The sequence below is a fragment of the Mesorhizobium sp. M0408 genome, from assembly GCF_040321495.1.
Taxonomy (GTDB): Bacteria; Pseudomonadota; Alphaproteobacteria; order Rhizobiales; family Rhizobiaceae; genus Mesorhizobium.
On record NZ_JAMYRO010000025.1, the window covers coordinates 66877 to 83323 of the forward strand.

A 16447-nucleotide genomic window follows, 5' to 3' on the forward strand; every position below is an offset into this window, starting at 1 on the left:
GCGGTCGCAGCCGCGAAAATCCTCGGTTACGAAGAACAGCATCTTTTTCCCCTCAGTTCGGATATTATCGCCCCGGCCGGTCCAGCCGCTCCAGGAACCACTGCGTCAGCCGCACCCAGACCTCGTCTTTTTCGCCGGAGTCTTCCCAGCCGTGGTCGAGGTTGGGGTTGTCGTTGACCTCGATGACGAAGACGCCGTCCCTGGTTTCCTTGAGGTCGACGCCGTAGAGGCCGTCGCCAATGCAGCGCGCCGCGCTCACCGCCGTCTCGACGACATGGGCCGGTGCTTCCTTCAGGGTGAAGGTCTTGATGCCGCCCTGGTCGGGCTTGCCGTTGGCCTTATGATTGACGATCTGCCAATGTTTCTTGGCCATCAGATAATGAACGGCAAACAAGGGCTGGCCGCCGAGGACACCGACACGCCAGTCATATTCCGTCGGAATGAATTTTTGCGCGATCAGGAGGTCGGAATCCTCCAGCCATTCGGTTGCGAGCGTCTTCAACTCTTCAAAGGTGCCGCATTTCTTGACGCCGCGCGAAAACGAGGAGTCCGGGATCTTCAGCACCAGCGGGAAGCCCAGCGTCTGTGCCGCAACGTCCAGGTCCGAGGTGCCGGCAATCATCACCGTCGGCGGCACCGGTACCTTGTTGTAGGTCATCAGCTCGTTGAGATAGACCTTGTTGGTGCAGCGGATCATCGACAGCGGATCGTCGATGACCGGCATGCCTTCCTGCTGGGCGCGGCGGGCAAAGCGGTAGGTGTGGTTGGAGATCGAAGTGGTCTCGCGGATGAACAGCGCGTCGTAGTTGGCGAGCTTGGCCAGATCCCGCTTGGTGATCGGCTCGATTTCGACGCCCATCTTTTCAGCGATCTTGGCCCAGTGGCGCAGCGACGAAATCTCCGACGGCGGCAGTTCCTCATGCGGATCGACCAGCGTTGCGAAAGTGTAGCGCGCCGGCGTGCGGCCCTTGGTGTCGCGCCACTCGCGATTGGTGTAGGTCTCCAGGCACTGGAGAAAGTGCGTTTCCTCGTCCTCGGTCATCCTGGCCAGGGGATGGAACCCGATCTTGCGGATCGAGGCCCATTCGGCGCTGTCCCTGATGTGGAGCTCGAGCGCCGGGGCACGGAACCAGTCGAACAGAAGTTTTGCGAAGCGGTCCCATATCCTGGATGGTCCGATGCCGAAGAAGATGCAGACCTTCTGCGGAAAAGCGCCACCCAGGTCCTTGCGGCACTTGTTGAGTGCGAGTTCGAGTTCCGGCAACGCGTGCTCATAGAGCTTGCGTTCTGACAGGTCGATCATCGTTTCGACCGTCGGGATGACCTTATGGCCGCGCGAACCGGCAAGCAGCGACGCGTAATAGCCGCGGCTCTGGTAGCCATAATTGTTCGACAGGTTGATGACCTTCGGCCGCTGACCGCGAAACAGTGCCGGATGGGCAAGGTAGTCGCGATTGGTGATGATCTTGTGCGGCGTCGCCACCTGGTCGAGATCGTTCTGCCGGCCGGTAAGGATGACCCAGGTCATTGGCTGTCGCGCTTTCCGAGAGTGATGGCGGCGCGCAATCCGTCGCGGCCGAATTGCGCCATGTTCATGAAGATGCCGTAAGGCACGGGAATGTTGGCAGCATCGAGGATCGTCTCCTGCCGCTCGTCCTCGACCCAAGGGTCGTGGATCAGGATATGATCGCCGTCGTCACCGATGGCCAATACCCAGTGCGGAACCTTCTTGCCGAACATCAGGAAGCCGCTGATCAGGACCAGCACCAGTTTTCCCTCTGCGATCGCGGTGCGAATGTCGTCAAGCCCGAATGAACGGTAATTCACCGGGATACCGTAAAGTTCCGCGCGGCGGCGAAAGTCGACCTGCGCCAGCTCCATGACCCGGCGCTTGTCCTCGCTGCGCACCGACTGCAGGAACAGCGCGCCGTAGAAGGAGACATAGATCTCAGCAGCAAGCCCGCTCTCATAGCCGGCGACGGCCAGCCCGAACGGTTCGCAGCCGCCCGGCCCCGACATCATGAAAACGGTCGTCGCCTCACGCCACAGCCTGATTTCCATCACAGGGTCCGGCACGAATCCGGGGTCGAAGTTAGCCATCGCCATCATCAGGCAGCATGGTCCGCAGGTGAATTCGCAAGTCTGCTGATAAAACGGCACTTCGGTGGCGACCGGAATGTCGCCGCGCAAGGTCTTTTCATAGCGCAGCGCCGTGGCGCCGTCCTCGTAATAGTCCGGTTCGCGGCCGATCTTACGGTAGCCGCTCTGCTCGTAGATCTGGATGGCGCGCGGATTGTCTTCGCGGACTTCCAAACGAAGCATCATGCGGCCGTGCTCGAAAGCGGCGGCTTCAGCCTCTTCCAGCAGCAGGCGGCCAACGCCGCGGCCGCCGAAAAATGGACCGACGGCGATCGAATAGAGCCGCGCGACGCCGCTGCCCTTGCGAAACAGCACGACCGCATAGCCGGCGACGTGGCCATCGTTCTCGCCAACCAGCAGTTCGGCGGTGTCGCGTTCGATCAGTTGGCGAAAGGAGCGGCGAGAAATGCGGTCGCTCGAGAAAACAGCTTTTTCGATGGCGGCGAGGTCATCGACGTCGGACGCGCGGGCCTTGCGAATCTCGGCAGGCATGCGGGCTCAGAAAACCTCGATTGGGTTGTGGAAACGGCCCTAGTCTAAACATCGGTCACACCAGCCGAAGTGCCAGCATTCAGCAAGCGCTATCGCACCTCGATTAGGGCCGAATTGTGACAGTTTTTAAGGCAGCCAGGTCGCGCAAAGGCTTTGAAACGACCTTCGTGTTTCGGCATCGGCGCGGCTATAGAAAAACGAGATCCTGCTCAGCTTTTCAAGCCCGCCAGAAGCTGGCCATAGGCGCTCTTGGCCACCGCGGCCAGCTGCTCGTGCGGCAGCGATCCGACGACGGCGCAGCCATAACCCTTGTCCAGCCAGTAGACGGCCTCAGGACCATTTTCCTCCGACCCATAGGTGCCTTTGGCCTTGGCCGCCGATTCGGCGATTACGAAGAGCGAAATGCGCTCGCCCTTGTCGTCCTCGTAAAGCAGCATCGCGGCCTTGCCCTGGCCGGCAGGCAGTAGCCGGCCACCGACCAGTTGGAATCCCTGCGCCGCCAGATCCGGCGCGACCAGCTTCAAACCCACCTGGTTAGACAGCCAGTTCTGCAAATGATCCTTGTCTCTTGCCGGCACTTCCACAGCATGCCGCTTTTCAGCGGCATAGATGACGTGGGCGGCAATCGCCTCTTCGGCAAGCTGGTCCTCGGCCGTATTTTCCAGGCCGAGGCCGCCGATGCCGGCAAGATAGCCGCCAGCACCGCCAATCACCAGGATGGCGGCAGCGGCGGCCGCAAGCCACCAACGCGTGCGCGACGGCGACGCTTTGACCACCGGCGCCTCGCCGAGCACCACCTTATTCAGCCGCACCGGGATGGGTTCGTCCAGCACGCCGTTAAAGGCCGCGCGCAACGCTGCCCGGTCGGCGGCGTAGCGTGCGCTCTTGGCCTTCATCTCGGCATTGGCCTCGAGCCATGCCTCATAGGCCGTCCGCTCGTCGCCTGGCAACTCGCCATCGAGAGCCATGTGGATATCGCGTTCGGAGAAATCGCGCCGGCTCATTTCTCGACGATCCTTATCGAGCGGCGGCGCGCGGTGTCGTCCAAAAGCCCGCGCAACTCCTCACGCCCGCGCGCGATGCGCGACATCAAAGTGCCGGCGGGGACTCCAAGGATGTTGGCGGCTTCGGCATAGGAAAACCCTTCGATGGCGACCATCACAAGGGCCGCGCGCCGGTCTGGGCTGATCGCCTGCAGAGCCTCGACGATCTCGCGCGAGGCGATGCTCTCGACCTGCTCGGCGGGTGCTGCCTGCGCCTCGCTCGCCTCCAGCGGCAGCATCGCTGCCTCGCCACGCCGGTTCACCTTGCGCATCTGGTCGATGAATAAATGATGCATGATCGTAAACAGCCATCTCCTGGGGCTTTCTCCTGTCTGCCAATTGTCGAGCCGCACAAGTGCCCGCTCGAGACAATCCTGGACGAGATCGTCGGCGGAATCGCGGTCGCGCAACAGCGAGCGTGCATAGCGGCGCAGACGCGGTATTTCACCAAGGATTGCTGCCTTCTTTTCGTCCATGACCGCTGGTTCTGGAGCCCTGTCCATGGTGATTGAACGCGCCTTCGCGGCGCGGCGCAAGCGGCCAGCGCGAAGCGGTCCGCCGCCCCGGTCACCCAAGCAACTGAATAACGCTGCCAGTGGCAGGTTTATTCCCGGCCGATCCCCACCTGAAGACCCCTCTACAAATTCCCCTTCGAGAGGTGCTGAACTTCAAATTGCAATCCGGCCTTTTCGACTGATACCGCAGCTGCGGTAAAGAACCATTGTACCTCGGCTGGCATAATAGACAACAATGCCACCGAAATCATAACGGGTCGCCCCACAGCATCCGGATGTTCTTTGTAGAATTGCCCTTCTAAAACGAAAACACAATATAGATTCAGTTTATTCTCTAGAAGCTCAAGATGATTTTCTACATCATCCCAATCGAGATCATCTACAATGCTGAGCAAATATTCACCATTTTTGCCTTTTGCGACAATATCCACGACGTCCGTATGCTGAACAGCCATCTGTCAATAGCCTTTTCCCGTGATCATAGACTCACACTAATTTACCTCCCTCGCCGCTCTTGTCAGCAGCCGCTGATAAAACAAGCCGATGCCGATGAGCACCGCGCCGAGGCCGATGAAGGACAGCGCCCGCAACACGCCTTCCAGTTCGGACATGTCGAAGACGAAGACTTTGAGCACGGCGACTGAGATCAGCGCCGCCGACGCTATGCGAAGCACCTGCGACTTCAGCCACACACCGGCGGTGAGCAGCACCACGCCGATGACCAGCCAGAGCGCCGAATAAGTATAGGTCTCGAGCTGGCCGAGACCGCTCCAAAGGCCGATGAACTCGCCCTTGAACAGGCGCCTTACCGACAGCGTGGCATAGGCGAAGCCGAGCACCGCCGCCACAACCGCCAGCATGGCCGCATACCATTTCGGCCGCTTGTCGCGGGTATAGAGCGCCAGTGCGCCTGTCGCGACCGCCGGCAAGAGGTAGGCGAGCAACAGAAGGTTGAACACCGGAATGCTGCCGGTCGATTCGTCCGTCAGCAGGGGGTTCAGCGCCAGAAAATGCTGGAGGACGATGAAGGCGACCGAGACCACGCCCGCTGCAATCGAGCCGTAGCGCAGCACCGAGCTTGGCGAGCGCATGTCGATGGCGACCAGGATGGCACCGGCACCGATAGCGATCAGCGTGTAGATCGCCTGTTCGGCAAGTGTCGCAGCAGCCGTATCGATGACGCCGCCATGCATGGCATGGCGCACCAGCATGGCAACGGCGAGCAGAGCAAACAGCGCGGCGCCGGCCTCCATGGCGAGGCGCGGCCGGCCATTGGTGGTGCGGGCGAGTTGCCAGGCGGCAAAGCCGAAGGCGAGCGCCGGCACGCCATATCCAAGCAGCAGCCAGTTGAACACCGGCGTCTTCGACAGGAACTCGGCACCGACGATGGTCGGGTCGAAGGCAGCGCGGCCGAGCACTGCAATCACCGCACCAACGGAAATCCAGCCAAGCACCGGATAGCTGCGCCAGCGCGTCGCCAGCGCCGGCACGACGGCGGCTGCTCCGAGCAGGATGGTTGTCCAGCCTGAACCGAAGGCCATGTGCAGCATCAGCAGGCCGGCAATCGCCGCGCCGCCGAGCGCGAAGGAGACGGCAGCGCCGCCGGTCAGCGGCGGCGCTTCGCCGCGCGCTATCCATTCGCCGCCGGCGACGAAGACGCCGACCAAAACGGCTGCGACCGCCGCATAAGCAAGGTCACGGTCGAGATTGCCGAAGGCAGACCAGAGCGCCAGCAGGATGACCAGTGGCGCGACAGCGCTCCAGGCCGCCCATGCGGCGGCGCGCAGCCAGCCAGAGGCCGCAAAACGGCGCGCCGCCCAAAAGCCGGCGCCGATGAAGACCAGGCCGAGAGCGATGCCGACCCTGAGCATCAAGGCATCGGACGCCACGACCGGCATGCCGTCGACGCCAAGAGTGCCACCCGAAAAATCGGAAGCGATCGTGGTCGGCGGAATGATGCCGAGATAGACCAGTACCGTCGCCAGCCCGGCGGCGTGCAGCAGTGCAAGCGCCCGCGGCCGGTAGAGCGCCACCGCCACCAGGGCTGCGACAAGGGCGGCCCCCGGCAATGCACCGCGGATGGCGGCGAAGGCCGGATCGACAAACAGGGCCAGCGCCGAAAGGCCGACGAAGAAGCCCGGCGCGATCGACGGCCAGTCGAAGCCGCTGCCGGCGACCGCTTCGTCGCGGCGGCCAAGCCAGACGAAGGCGAGCACGGCCAGTGTCACCACGTCGATAAAGAGGATGACGGCAAGGTTCGCCCCCGGCGCGTCGGTCATGTAGAAGATGGTCCAGATGCCCGTGGCGACGAAGGCTGCGGCCATCAAAAGCCTCCAGTCGCGGATGCGGGCAATGACGCAGGTGGCGGCGAGCACGATCGCCAGATAGCCGAACAGCGCCCACGGATTGGGCGCCTGCGAGGCGACCAGCAGCGGCGTCACCATGGCACCGAGCAGGCCGACGCCGGCCAGCGCCTGACCGTGGACCAGGCTTGCCGCGATCGTCGCCACCCCGATGGCGCCGAGCAGCGTGAAAGCGAGCGTCGGGCCGATGAAGCCGTAAACGCTGTACGCGGCGTAGACGGTACCGAACAGGATGAAAGCGCCGGCCGCCGTCAGGATCGCCGGGATATAGGCACCGGCGGCACCTTGCACCGGCACCCTGAAGCCGGTGCGCCGGATGAACTCGCCGCCGGCGACCAGCACCAGCCCGAGTGCCGCCGCCATGACAAGCCGCACGCGTGGCCCGAAAATGCCGGCCTCGATGGTGTAGCGGATCAGAAACAAGCCACCCAGCGCCAGCGCGATGCCGCCGACCCAGACCGCCCAGCGGGTACCGAGCGCCGTTTCGACGTCGGACTGGCGAGCTGCCTTCGCCGCTGCCGCCGGTTGCGCCGACTCCGGCGCGGACGGCGCCGTTGTATCGGCATCGGCCTCTGTAGCTGACACGACCGCTGCGGTCCGTGGCGATACGGCCATGTCGGCTGCGGCCGCAAGCGGGATTGCGGCATCCGCCGGTTTGCTGTCGTTTGCAGCCGGTTCCTTGGCTTGCGGCGGCAGCGCAGGCGTGCCCGAAAGCACAAGGCTGCGCAAGGCGCCAAGCTCGCGCTCGATCAGGCCGATGCGGCTCTGCTGGCGTGAAATGATGACGAACAGCACGATGATGGCGACGAGGCCAATCAGGCTTTCAAACATGGCGGTTCCCCCAAACCAGGCCAGTTGTCACTGACATTCAATGTTCAGTGACATTCAAATGCGGCGGCCAAACGGCCGGTCCATTCAACGTGCCGCCAGATTGGCCGGAAAGATCGAGCATGTTTCGGTGGCGAAAGCCAGCAGCTTGCCGTTGGCGTCCTTCAGCGCCGCTTCCGAAACCGTCAGCGTGCGGCCCTTGTGCACCACTTTGCCCTCGCACACCACCTCGCCCGTCCTTGGCGTGATCGGCCGCGTCAAATTCACTTTGAACTCGGCCGTCGCATAGGCCTCGCCCATCTGCGAAATGGTGCCAAGGCCGAGCGGCGAAACGTTTTCGGGATCAGGTTCAACTTCGCTCATCTGGTGGTTTCCCCGGTGGCGGTTTCCCCGGCGCTTGCCTTGCCGGATTCATGGCCGGGTGAATGATGCCTGCGCAAGGCGGCGAGAAACCCGGCGCGGGCGCCGGGAGGCTCGATGCCGCGCGGTTCGTAGACACGGCGGGTCAAAAAGAAGCCGGTCAGCCGGAAGGCGTCCTCGATCGCCGCCGGATCGGCGCGCAGCCCGGAGCCGCGCTGCAGGAAGGCAGGCAGCGCCAGCATCTTGTCGCGCCACGGCGCGCCCGCCGCCCGCGACACGGCGCGGCCGGATTTCGGCGAGACATAGGCAAGGTCCTGCCTAGTGCCGGTCGCCGCACACTGGCTGAGATCGAGGCCGAAACCGAGTTCGTCGAGTACCAGCAGCTCGAAGCGGGCCACCAGTTCGCCGGCGGCATCGGCATCGGCGAGATGAGCGATCATCACCGCAAGCGTCTCGTAAAGGCCGCCATGGGCGTCACGCTCAGGCAGAAGACGCAAATGCGCGGCCATCGTCTGCAGGCCGTAGACGGCAACGGCGCTGTCCATCAGCCGGGCGGCGTTCATCTCGATAGCCTCGACCTGGAAGGTGCCGAGATGCTCGTCGAGCCGCGCCCGCCACAACAGGTCGACGCGATTGCCGGGCTGCAAGACAGGCTGCTGTTTGCGCGAACGGCCGCCGCGCACGAGACCGAGATGGCGGCCATGCGCGCGCGTCATCACCTCGAGAATGGCGCTGGTTTCGCCATGCTTGCGGGTGCCGAGAATGATTCCCTCGTCGCGCCATTCCATGACGAGAGCTTGTCACCGGTTGGATGGCGAAATCAAGATGTGCGACGTATCCGCCGCCAAACCAAAACGGCCCGTAGCGTATCGCTACGGGCCGTTTTTTGCGCGATCGTCGTTTGATCAGAACGAGCGCTGGAAGCGGAAGATGCCGCCGATTGCGTCGGCATCGTCGGCATCGAAATTGTCGTAATAATCGACTTCGGCGGTGATCGTGTAACCAGGAACGATGGTGTAGGCGACGTTGGCCGCAACGGCGAAGTCTTGGTCGTCGGTATAGGAGACCTGGGCGTTCAAAGAGGTCTTCTTGTTGACGGCATAGCTGCCGCCGCCCCAGACGGCAAAGTTGCCAGTCCACGGCTTGTAGAAGTTCTTCGCGACGTTGTCGTCGCTGCCGTAGCCCGCCATCACGAACAGGGTCAGGTCAGTAATCGGCTTGACGTCGACGCGAGCTTTGCCGGCCCATTCTTCCGACGTGCTGTTATAGGCGCCGACCGCAGTGATCGCACCCCAGTCGCCCTTGTATTTCACGCCGCCGACGACAAACGGAACGTAGCTGTCGATCGACTGGTCAACGCCGGAGCCCGTTTCGACCGAGGCGACTGCCGTAAAGCCATTACCGCCGTCGAAGTAGTAACTGATCAGGTTGGTGTCCTTGGTGCCGTAAGGAATGATAGTGTCCTGGACGACGTTGCCGGCGTAACCGATGAACGAATCATAGACAGTTTCATCCTTACCGACGCGGAAACCTCCAAGCTGGATCCAGGCGAAGTTCAGGGTAACCGCCTTGTTGTCCTGCACGCTGAAATCAACACCGCTCACGGTGCGTTTGGTGTTGCCGAAGTTGAAACGGGTCTCGGTATAGGTCTTCAACGTGCCGAGCTCGGTCTCCTGGCCGGTCCACGTCTTCAAATTGAAGCGGGCATTCTTGTTCCAGGTCTGCTGCTCGTCACCGTCCAAAAGGTCATGTGTCGTCGCGCCATCGAAAACGCGGCCGGCGTCGCCGAAGCTGGCGTCATAGCGGACATAGCCGCCGATGCGCAGGCAGGTCTCGGTGCCGGGAATGTAGAAGTAGCCGGCGCCGTAGACGTCGCAAATCTTGACGTATTCGGCGGGTTCCGGCTCGGCGACCACAACAGCGTCGGCGGCGCGCGCACCGGAGACCGCGACGAATGCCGCGGCTGAGCCGAGAAGAAGGCTCTTGATATTCATTTTCTGACCTCTCCAGTCAAAGTTAAAAATGGCTTTGGATTCATGGGTTGAACGGCTGAACGCCTCACCCACGTCGAAAAAAGCGCGCACCGCACCCCCTCTTCAGGCGGCGAACATACTCATCCGCATTCCAGTCTAAATGACGATTCCAAAAATAATCAATGTTTGCATAACAGAATAAATCCATGTTGCACAAATATCACTTCATATTTTCTTTCACATTTGCCCCCGGCACAAACGAGACACTGTCACAATTGTACAAAAATATACTTATGCCATTAGCCGGCAAACCGATCGGAATCCGACATACATTCCTTCTACGTGTTCTTTTTTTGGAATAGACTTCTAACGTTGGCAGCGAGATCAAGCCGACTTCGCCATCGCTGCGTTCTGTGCGGCAAGAACGACTTCCGCCACCAGATCCCGTTTGAGCATTTCAATGGGAATACGTCCGGCGAGGCCGGGCGCGGGGCCGATCAGCCACGACCAGGCATGCCGTGGATCGGGCATCGCGGATAACACTTCCTTGACACCCGGCGCCGGCCTGCCGTCGATGAACTGGGCCAGGGGAAATACATGTTTGCGGCCACCGGTGCGCAACGCAACGACCGTGCCGCTCCGCTGCCAGCGATGCAGGGTCGAGCGCGATATGCCGAGATTTTGCTGCAGGAACGTCGACCCGGCGACCCGACCGGCCCAGTCCTCGACCCGCATCGCGTCGAGGTCGCCCGTTCCGGCCAGGCGTTGGATGTCTGCCCCTTGACCTTCGTGCGCCGTCGACAGATGCGTCCGGGCACGGCGTTCCGCAGCTTCGGCTGCCAATATCCGCACGAAACGCGACGCCATGCCGGGTAATCTTTCCTGCATGGTGTCGATCGCACTGATGTCGGTCGGCGCAAGCAAAGCGACGGCGGCGGCAACGGCGCCGGCGACCCTGCCCGCTGCAACGACCGCATCGCTGTTCGTCACCTTGCCTTGCCGCGCCAGCACGCGCTCGATCTCAACAGCGACGGCGTTTGCAAACTCGATCTGACGGATGGGGTCGATGCGATTCCAAGTCCCGGTCATGTCCTGATCTGGCTGTTTGCCTGCCGGTTCCGGTTTGCTCGGAGGCGGGTCTTTCGCACAGCCTATAGGCAGGGTGTATGACGGAGAGACGACAAACGGGAACCACGCACGGTCGCAGTATCGGCAGGAGTTCCATTCGATCTACTGGCCGATTTTGCATGAAATATCGGAAATTTCTCAGAACCCGCTCAGGATTTCGGGCCGCGCCGGTGCCAATAAGAAACGGCTCGACCGACGTGGTCGACGCATGGCCTCCCGGAATGATTCGGCGGCTGTTCAATACGCAAGTCGACCGATCGGGCACCCCGGCGACCTCTCGGCCTGGAGCAACATTCCAGCTGTCATTGAGATACTGCCGATCATCGCGCTTTATGCGGTCTTCAGCGGCCCGCTTGGCGAAGAGCCGGGATGGCGCGGCTTTGCGACACTGCGTCTGCTAGCAAGCATTCGGCGCTGGCCGGAAGTCTGATCCTCGGCGCGATCCGGGCGATCTGGCATTTTCCGCTCGGCCTGGTCGGCGATCTCAGCGTCTATGGCACAGTCAACGTTGTGCTGGCGGCAGTGGTATTTACCTGGCTCTATCAGAACACCGGTAGCGTGCTTCTCGCCATTCTGATGCATGTCACCCATCAGAACAGCGTACGCTTCCTGGGCAAGGTGTTCATCGACGCCGACCATGTGCAGCAGCAATGGATCGGTGTTGCGATCTGGGCGGTGGCTGCGGTCGCCATCGTTGCCGTCTACGGCACCGAGAGCTTCGCCCGCAGGTCGGCAACGCAGCTTGCTGGCGCCGTTTAATCACGGCGCCTCTGACGCAGAACATCTTGCCGACGGCGTGTCGCTGGCACTTGGGCAATCCTGAGGCGACCAACAGGCCGCTCGGCGGATCGCCCAAACAGGCTCAGTGCGGAAATTCGAGCCCCATTTCGCGGTAGCGCTCGGGATCGTCGCCCCAGTTCTCGCGCACCTTGACGAACAGGAAGAGGTGCACCTTCTGCTCGAGTATGCCTGCGATTTCCATGCGCGCGGCCTGGCCGATCGCGCGGATCGTCTCGCCCTTATGGCCGAGCACGATCTTCTTCTGGCTGTCACGCTCGACATAGATTGTCTGGTCGATGCGCACCGAGCCGTCCTTCTTCTCTTCCCATTTCTCGGTCTCGATGTGGGAGGAATAAGGCAGTTCCTGATGCAGCCTGAGATAAAGCTTTTCGCGGGTGATCTCGGCCGCGAGCTGGCGCATCGGCAGGTCGGAGATCTGGTCCTCCGGATAGTACCAGGGGCCGGCCGGCAAGGTCTCGGCGAGATAGTCGAGCAGGTCCTTGCAGCCGGACCCGGTCAGCGCCGAAACCATGAAGGTGCGCTTGAACGGCACCCTTTCGTTGGCTGCCGCCGACAATGCCAGCAACGTCTCGTGCTTGACCCGATCGACCTTGTTGAGGATCAACACCATCGGCTGCCGGACATCCTTCAGCCGCTCGAGGATGGCGTCGGCATCGCCCCGGATGCCGCGCTCGGCATCGATCAAGAGCAGCACGATATCGGCGTCCTTGGCACCGCCCCACGCTGTGGTCACCATCGCGGTGTCCAGCCGGCGCTTCGGCTTGAATATGCCCGGCGTGTCGACGAAGACGATCTGCGCGTTGTTGTGGGTGGCAATGCCGCGCACGATAGCGCGCGTGGTCTGCACCTTGTGCGTCACGATCGACACCTTGGCGCCGACCAATTGGTTGACCAGCGTCGATTTCCCCGCATTGGGCGCGCCGATCAGCGCGACGAAGCCGGAGCGGGTAGCGGGAGCTTCTGTTGCCGGAGCTTCGGTGGCGGTCATGCGGCACTCCCTTGATCGAGCCAGACGCCTTCCCGCTGCAGAAGTGCCGCGGCTGCAGCCTGCTCCGCCTCGCGCTTGGAGCGCCCGCTGCCGGTCGCCGGCGGATAGGCGCCAACCTTGACACTGACGGTGAACAGCGGATCGTGGTCCGGTCCCTCGCGGCTGTCGATTATGTAAACCGGCACTGCGCCTGCCGCCTGATGCGCCCATTCCTGGAGTTCGGTTTTCGCATCGCGACGGGCGGCGTCAATGGCTTGCGAGCGCGGCTGCCAGTATCTGTGGATGAAGGCACGGGCCGCTTCCAATCCTCCGTCGAGATAGAGCACGGCGATCAGCGATTCCAATGCATCGGCGCGCAGATTGACGCGCTTGCGCCCGTCGAGGCCGCGTACGTCCGAACCGGCGCGAATAAGTTCCGGCAGGCCGATCTCCTCGGCAATTTCCGCCAGGGCTTCAGCGTTGACCAGAGCGTTCAATCTCAGCGACAGCTCACCCTCGGCGGCGTCGGGAAATGCCGCCAGCAGCATATCGGCAACGACAAGGCCGAGAACGCGGTCGCCCAGGAATTCGAAACGTTCGTAGTCGATGCCGGCGTGACTGCCGCGAGCGCTGGCATGGGTCAGCGCCCGCTGCAGGCGCTGATGGTCGCCAAAACTGTGGCCGGTGCGCTCCCTGAGCGCCTCGGCGAGCGCATCGGCGGTCAGCCGTTTCGTCGCCGCCATGGCCCTAATTGACGAAATGGAACAGGCGCGAGGCGCGCATCAGTGACGGCCATTTCCAGATTTCGAGCGGGCTGGCGCTGCCGCCGATCGAGAAGAAAATGAGGTTGGCGCGGCCGACCAAATTCTCGTCCGGCACGAAGCCGACGGTGAAGCGGCTGTCCGACGAGTTGTCGCGATTGTCGCCCATCATGAAATAGTGACCGGGCGGCACCTTGAACTCTTTGGTATTGTCGCCGATCGAAGCCTGCGTCAGGTCGAGCGTGTCGTAGCTGACGCCGTTCGGCAGCGTCTCGCGATAGACATCGACCGGCCCGTTCTCCTCGGTGATGTCGTGGTTGTCGATCTGCCCGACCTTGACGCGCGGCACGCCGACGTCGTTGATGAAGAGCTGGCCATCCTTGACCTGGATCTTGTCGCCCGGCAGGCCGACGACGCGCTTGATATAATCGACAGAAGGATCCGGCGGAAACTTGAACACCACCACGTCGCCGCGCTGCGGCTCTGAGCCCCAGATGCGGCCCGAAAAGATGTTCGGCCCGAACGGCAGTGAATAGCGGGAGAAGCCGTAGGACCACTTGGTGACGAAGAGATAGTCGCCTTCGAGCAAAGTCGGCCGCATCGACCCGGACGGGATCGAGAACGGCTGGAACAGGAGCGTGCGGATGACCAGCGCAAGCAGCAGGGCCTGGACTATGACGCTGACGGTTTCGCCAAGTCCGCCGGATTTCTTCTGGGTTTTTTCAGCCACGCTCATGTCGTCCTCGATTGTGCGTTGGATGGTATAGAGTCTCGGCGCGCGCTGGGCAACGTCATGCCGGTGGTCAGATGCAATCAATGTGGCGCTTCTTCGACCGGCAACGCTTCAATGATCACAAAGGCTTGAGCGAGCGGAAAATCATCGGTGATGGTGAGGTGGATCACCGCGCGGTGCCCTTCAGGCAGAATTTCGTCCAGCCGCGCGGCCGCCCCATTGGTCAGCGCCATGGTCGGCTTGCCGCTGGCCAGGTTGACGACCCCCATGTCGCGCCAGAACACACCCTGCGCCATACCGGTACCCAATGCCTTGGCGCAGGCTTCCTTGGCAGCGAAACGCTTGGCGTAGGAGGCCACACGCGCCGCGCGGTTTTCGGAGCGCGCCTGTTCGATCTCGGTGTAGATGCGCTGGATGAAGCGCTGGCCATGGCGTTCCAGCGACTTCTCGATGCGTCTGATGTCGATGAGGTCGCTGCCGATACCGATAATCATTCGGCAGGAACTTCCGGCCCGGTTTTTCCAGCCTTTGCCGCTCTTTCGGCCAGCCGCTTGCGGCGCTGCTCGTGGAAGGTGACCATGCCCCAGCGGGTGATGCCGTAAAACAGCAGGCCGAAAACCAGGCCGAGCGGTATTGCGCCGATCGTCATCGGCTTCAGCACCGGTCCCCACAATTGCGCAAAGGAAAGATTATGCAGCATGTCGCCGAGATGCGCGGGCGGGCCATGCGCCGGCAGGTGTTCATGCAGGATCAGCTTGCCGACCTCCCAGGAGGCGGCCCATAGCAGCGGAAAGGTTAGGGGGTTGCCGAAGACCGTGCCGAGTGCTGCCGCGACCAGATTGCCGGCGATCAGCCAGCACAGGATGGCAGCAATGATGAAGTGAAAGCCAAGCGGGAAAAACGACGCGAATACGCCCGCCGCAACACCTGCGGCCACGGCATGCGGCGTGGCCCTAAGCCGCAGGATGCGCTTGGAAAAATACCGCAGCGAGCGCGAGAACGAGCGGCGCGGCCACAAATAAGTACGCACCCGCTCGAAAAAACCATCAGGCTTGCGCCGTCGAAAAAGCACTCTGTTCCTGTTCCTAGTTCCGTCAATAGCTTCACGCCGGCTTCTCCAGCCGGGCGCGACAGCCCCATGCTGCGCTCTGCGGTCGCCGAAAAGCAACTACGACTTTGATATAGCGATGCGCTGGCCGAAGAACAACGAGGCCGACGGCATCCGCTTGGTGGCCGGTCGCGCCGGCCCTGGGTGTCGCCGTTCTGAACAGGGCATGATCGCGGCGAATTTAAGGAGCGTCACTTAGGATCGATATTCGCTGACCTCGACGAGATTGCCGTCCGGATCGCGGAAATAGACCGACATCATCGCACCCCGAGCGCCGACACGCTCGACCGGGCCGACCGCTATCACCACACCATTGGCGGCGAGGTTGGCACATATCTCGGCGAGCGGCCGGGCAGCAATCAAGCAGAAATCTCCGGAGCCCTGCGTCGGCGCCTTCGCCTTCGGCTCGAAGGTGTGCCCGACCTCGTGCACATTGATCTTCTGCGTTCCAAACAGCAGCGCCGTTGGTCGGTCCGGCTCGTCGAGGCGCTTGAAGCCAAGCACGCGCTGATAGAAGGCGCAGGTATCGTCCACCGAACGAACCGTCAGCACGAAATGATCGATGCCGGCAATCACGGAAGCGCCTCTTGACTTGTTTTTATGCATGTCGTTGTCCCAAAACCGCCGCACACTTTTGGGCGACATGCATTAGATATTGCGGCTGCCCGGCTTGATCGCCGGTATGGCGGCGAGTTCGGGCGGCAGCCTGTCGGCCGGATAGGCCGGAACTTCGTATTCGGCGAGTGCGATCAGCGGCACGCCGACATCGGTCTTGCCGGCCGAACGGTCGATGATGCATGCGGCGGCAACGACTTCGGCGCCAAGGCCGCGCAGGCAGTCGATGGTCTCGCGGATCGACAGGCCGGTGGTGACGATGTCCTCGACAATGACGACGCGCGATCCCTTGGCGATCTCGAAACGGCGCAGCCTGAATTCGCCCCCTTCCCGCTCGACCCAGATCGCCGGCGCACCAAGATGGCGCGAGGTCTCATAGGCCGGGATCAGCCCGCCGATCGCCGGGCCGACGACGTAGTCGATCCTGCCGGGCACGTCAGTGCGAATCTTTTCGGCGAGCGCCTTGCACAAGCGCTCGGTCTTGTCGGCATGCATGAAAACACGCGCTTTCTGCAGAAAGACCGGGCTGCGCAGGCCCGACGTCAGGATGAAATGCCCTTCGAGAACGGCGCCGGCCTCGCGGAAAATGCCCAGCACTTCATCGGTGTTCATCGTTCACTC

The 16447-nt window shown here is 62.3% G+C and carries 18 protein-coding genes; 1 reads left to right on the top strand and 17 read right to left on the bottom strand.

Translation table 11 applies throughout. The annotated features are described in order from the left end of the window. Window positions 1-64: 64 nt before the first annotated feature. The 10 genes from NKI67_RS25335 to NKI67_RS25380 all read right to left on the bottom strand — a co-directional run bounded on the left by NKI67_RS25335 (window position 65) and on the right by NKI67_RS25380 (window position 10802). Complete coding sequence (locus NKI67_RS25335; RefSeq protein WP_023677755.1) at window positions 65-1528, bottom strand: RimK family ATP-grasp domain-containing protein; 1464 nt, start codon at window positions 1526-1528, stop codon at window positions 65-67. Further along, window positions 1525-2631 carry a peptidase C39 family protein gene (locus NKI67_RS25340; protein WP_023677756.1) on the bottom strand — a complete coding sequence of 369 codons (1107 nt, stop codon included), beginning with the start codon at window positions 2629-2631 and terminating at the stop codon, window positions 1525-1527. Before NKI67_RS25340 ends, NKI67_RS25335 begins: the two co-directional genes overlap by 4 nt. Window positions 2632-2840: 209 nt before the next feature. Next, window positions 2841-3635 (bottom strand): anti-sigma factor family protein, encoded by a 795-nt coding sequence (locus NKI67_RS25345; protein ID WP_023677757.1) that lies wholly within the window; start codon window positions 3633-3635, stop codon window positions 2841-2843. Continuing rightward, on the bottom strand, window positions 3632-4150 hold the full coding sequence (locus tag NKI67_RS25350; RefSeq protein WP_023677758.1) for an RNA polymerase sigma factor: 519 nt from the start codon (window positions 4148-4150) through the stop codon (window positions 3632-3634). The genes NKI67_RS25345 and NKI67_RS25350 overlap by 4 nt, the downstream gene beginning before the upstream one ends. Window positions 4151-4311: 161 nt before the next feature. After that, complete coding sequence (locus NKI67_RS25355) at window positions 4312-4644, bottom strand: DUF6572 domain-containing protein (protein ID WP_051406156.1); 333 nt, start codon at window positions 4642-4644, stop codon at window positions 4312-4314. Between the two features lie 36 nt (window positions 4645-4680). Further along, window positions 4681-7383, bottom strand: coding sequence for a DUF2339 domain-containing protein (locus tag NKI67_RS25360; RefSeq protein ID WP_352647469.1), 2703 nt, complete (start codon window positions 7381-7383; stop codon window positions 4681-4683). Between the two features lie 84 nt (window positions 7384-7467). Further along, a complete protein-coding gene (locus NKI67_RS25365) occupies window positions 7468-7743 on the bottom strand; it encodes a PaaI family thioesterase (RefSeq protein WP_352647471.1) in 276 nt (91 codons plus the stop codon). Beyond that, entirely contained in the window at window positions 7740-8528 is a 789-nt protein-coding gene (recO, locus tag NKI67_RS25370) for a DNA repair protein RecO (RefSeq protein ID WP_352647473.1), read from the bottom strand. The genes NKI67_RS25365 and recO overlap by 4 nt, the downstream gene beginning before the upstream one ends. Window positions 8529-8645: 117 nt before the next feature. Beyond that, entirely contained in the window at window positions 8646-9734 is a 1089-nt protein-coding gene (locus NKI67_RS25375; RefSeq protein WP_352647475.1) for a porin, read from the bottom strand. Window positions 9735-10097: 363 nt separating this feature from the next. Beyond that, a complete protein-coding gene (locus NKI67_RS25380) occupies window positions 10098-10802 on the bottom strand; it encodes an antitoxin Xre/MbcA/ParS-like domain-containing protein (RefSeq protein ID WP_352449000.1) in 705 nt (234 codons plus the stop codon). A 408-nt stretch (window positions 10803-11210) separates the two neighbouring features. Between NKI67_RS25380 and NKI67_RS25385 the strand changes: the two genes are divergently transcribed. Next, complete coding sequence (locus tag NKI67_RS25385; protein ID WP_352647477.1) at window positions 11211-11600, top strand: CPBP family intramembrane glutamic endopeptidase; 390 nt, start codon at window positions 11211-11213, stop codon at window positions 11598-11600. Between the two features lie 103 nt (window positions 11601-11703). Here the strand turns inward: NKI67_RS25385 and era are convergent, their stop codons facing one another. From era to pyrE, 7 genes are all read right to left on the bottom strand, one after another. Next, on the bottom strand, window positions 11704-12630 hold the full coding sequence (gene era / locus NKI67_RS25390; protein ID WP_023677765.1) for a GTPase Era: 927 nt from the start codon (window positions 12628-12630) through the stop codon (window positions 11704-11706). Beyond that, window positions 12627-13352: a ribonuclease III gene (gene rnc, locus NKI67_RS25395; RefSeq protein ID WP_023677766.1), complete on the bottom strand. Its 726-nt coding sequence runs from the start codon at window positions 13350-13352 to the stop codon at window positions 12627-12629. The genes era and rnc overlap by 4 nt, the downstream gene beginning before the upstream one ends. Window positions 13353-13356: 4 nt before the next feature. After that, the gene (gene lepB / locus NKI67_RS25400) at window positions 13357-14106 is read right to left on the bottom strand and encodes a signal peptidase I (protein ID WP_352647493.1); all 750 of its coding nucleotides are present in this window, start codon (window positions 14104-14106) and stop codon (window positions 13357-13359) included. A gap of 77 nt (window positions 14107-14183) precedes the next feature. Continuing rightward, a complete protein-coding gene (acpS, locus tag NKI67_RS25405; protein ID WP_352647479.1) occupies window positions 14184-14597 on the bottom strand; it encodes a holo-ACP synthase in 414 nt (137 codons plus the stop codon). After that, window positions 14594-15175 carry a DUF2062 domain-containing protein gene (locus NKI67_RS25410; protein ID WP_023677769.1) on the bottom strand — a complete coding sequence of 194 codons (582 nt, stop codon included), beginning with the start codon at window positions 15173-15175 and terminating at the stop codon, window positions 14594-14596. Before NKI67_RS25410 ends, acpS begins: the two co-directional genes overlap by 4 nt. A 231-nt stretch (window positions 15176-15406) precedes the next feature. Beyond that, complete coding sequence (locus tag NKI67_RS25415; protein WP_352647481.1) at window positions 15407-15817, bottom strand: VOC family protein; 411 nt, start codon at window positions 15815-15817, stop codon at window positions 15407-15409. 42 nt (window positions 15818-15859) lie between these two features. After that, on the bottom strand, window positions 15860-16438 hold the full coding sequence (gene pyrE, locus NKI67_RS25420; protein ID WP_352647483.1) for an orotate phosphoribosyltransferase: 579 nt from the start codon (window positions 16436-16438) through the stop codon (window positions 15860-15862). Window positions 16439-16447 lie beyond the last annotated feature (9 nt).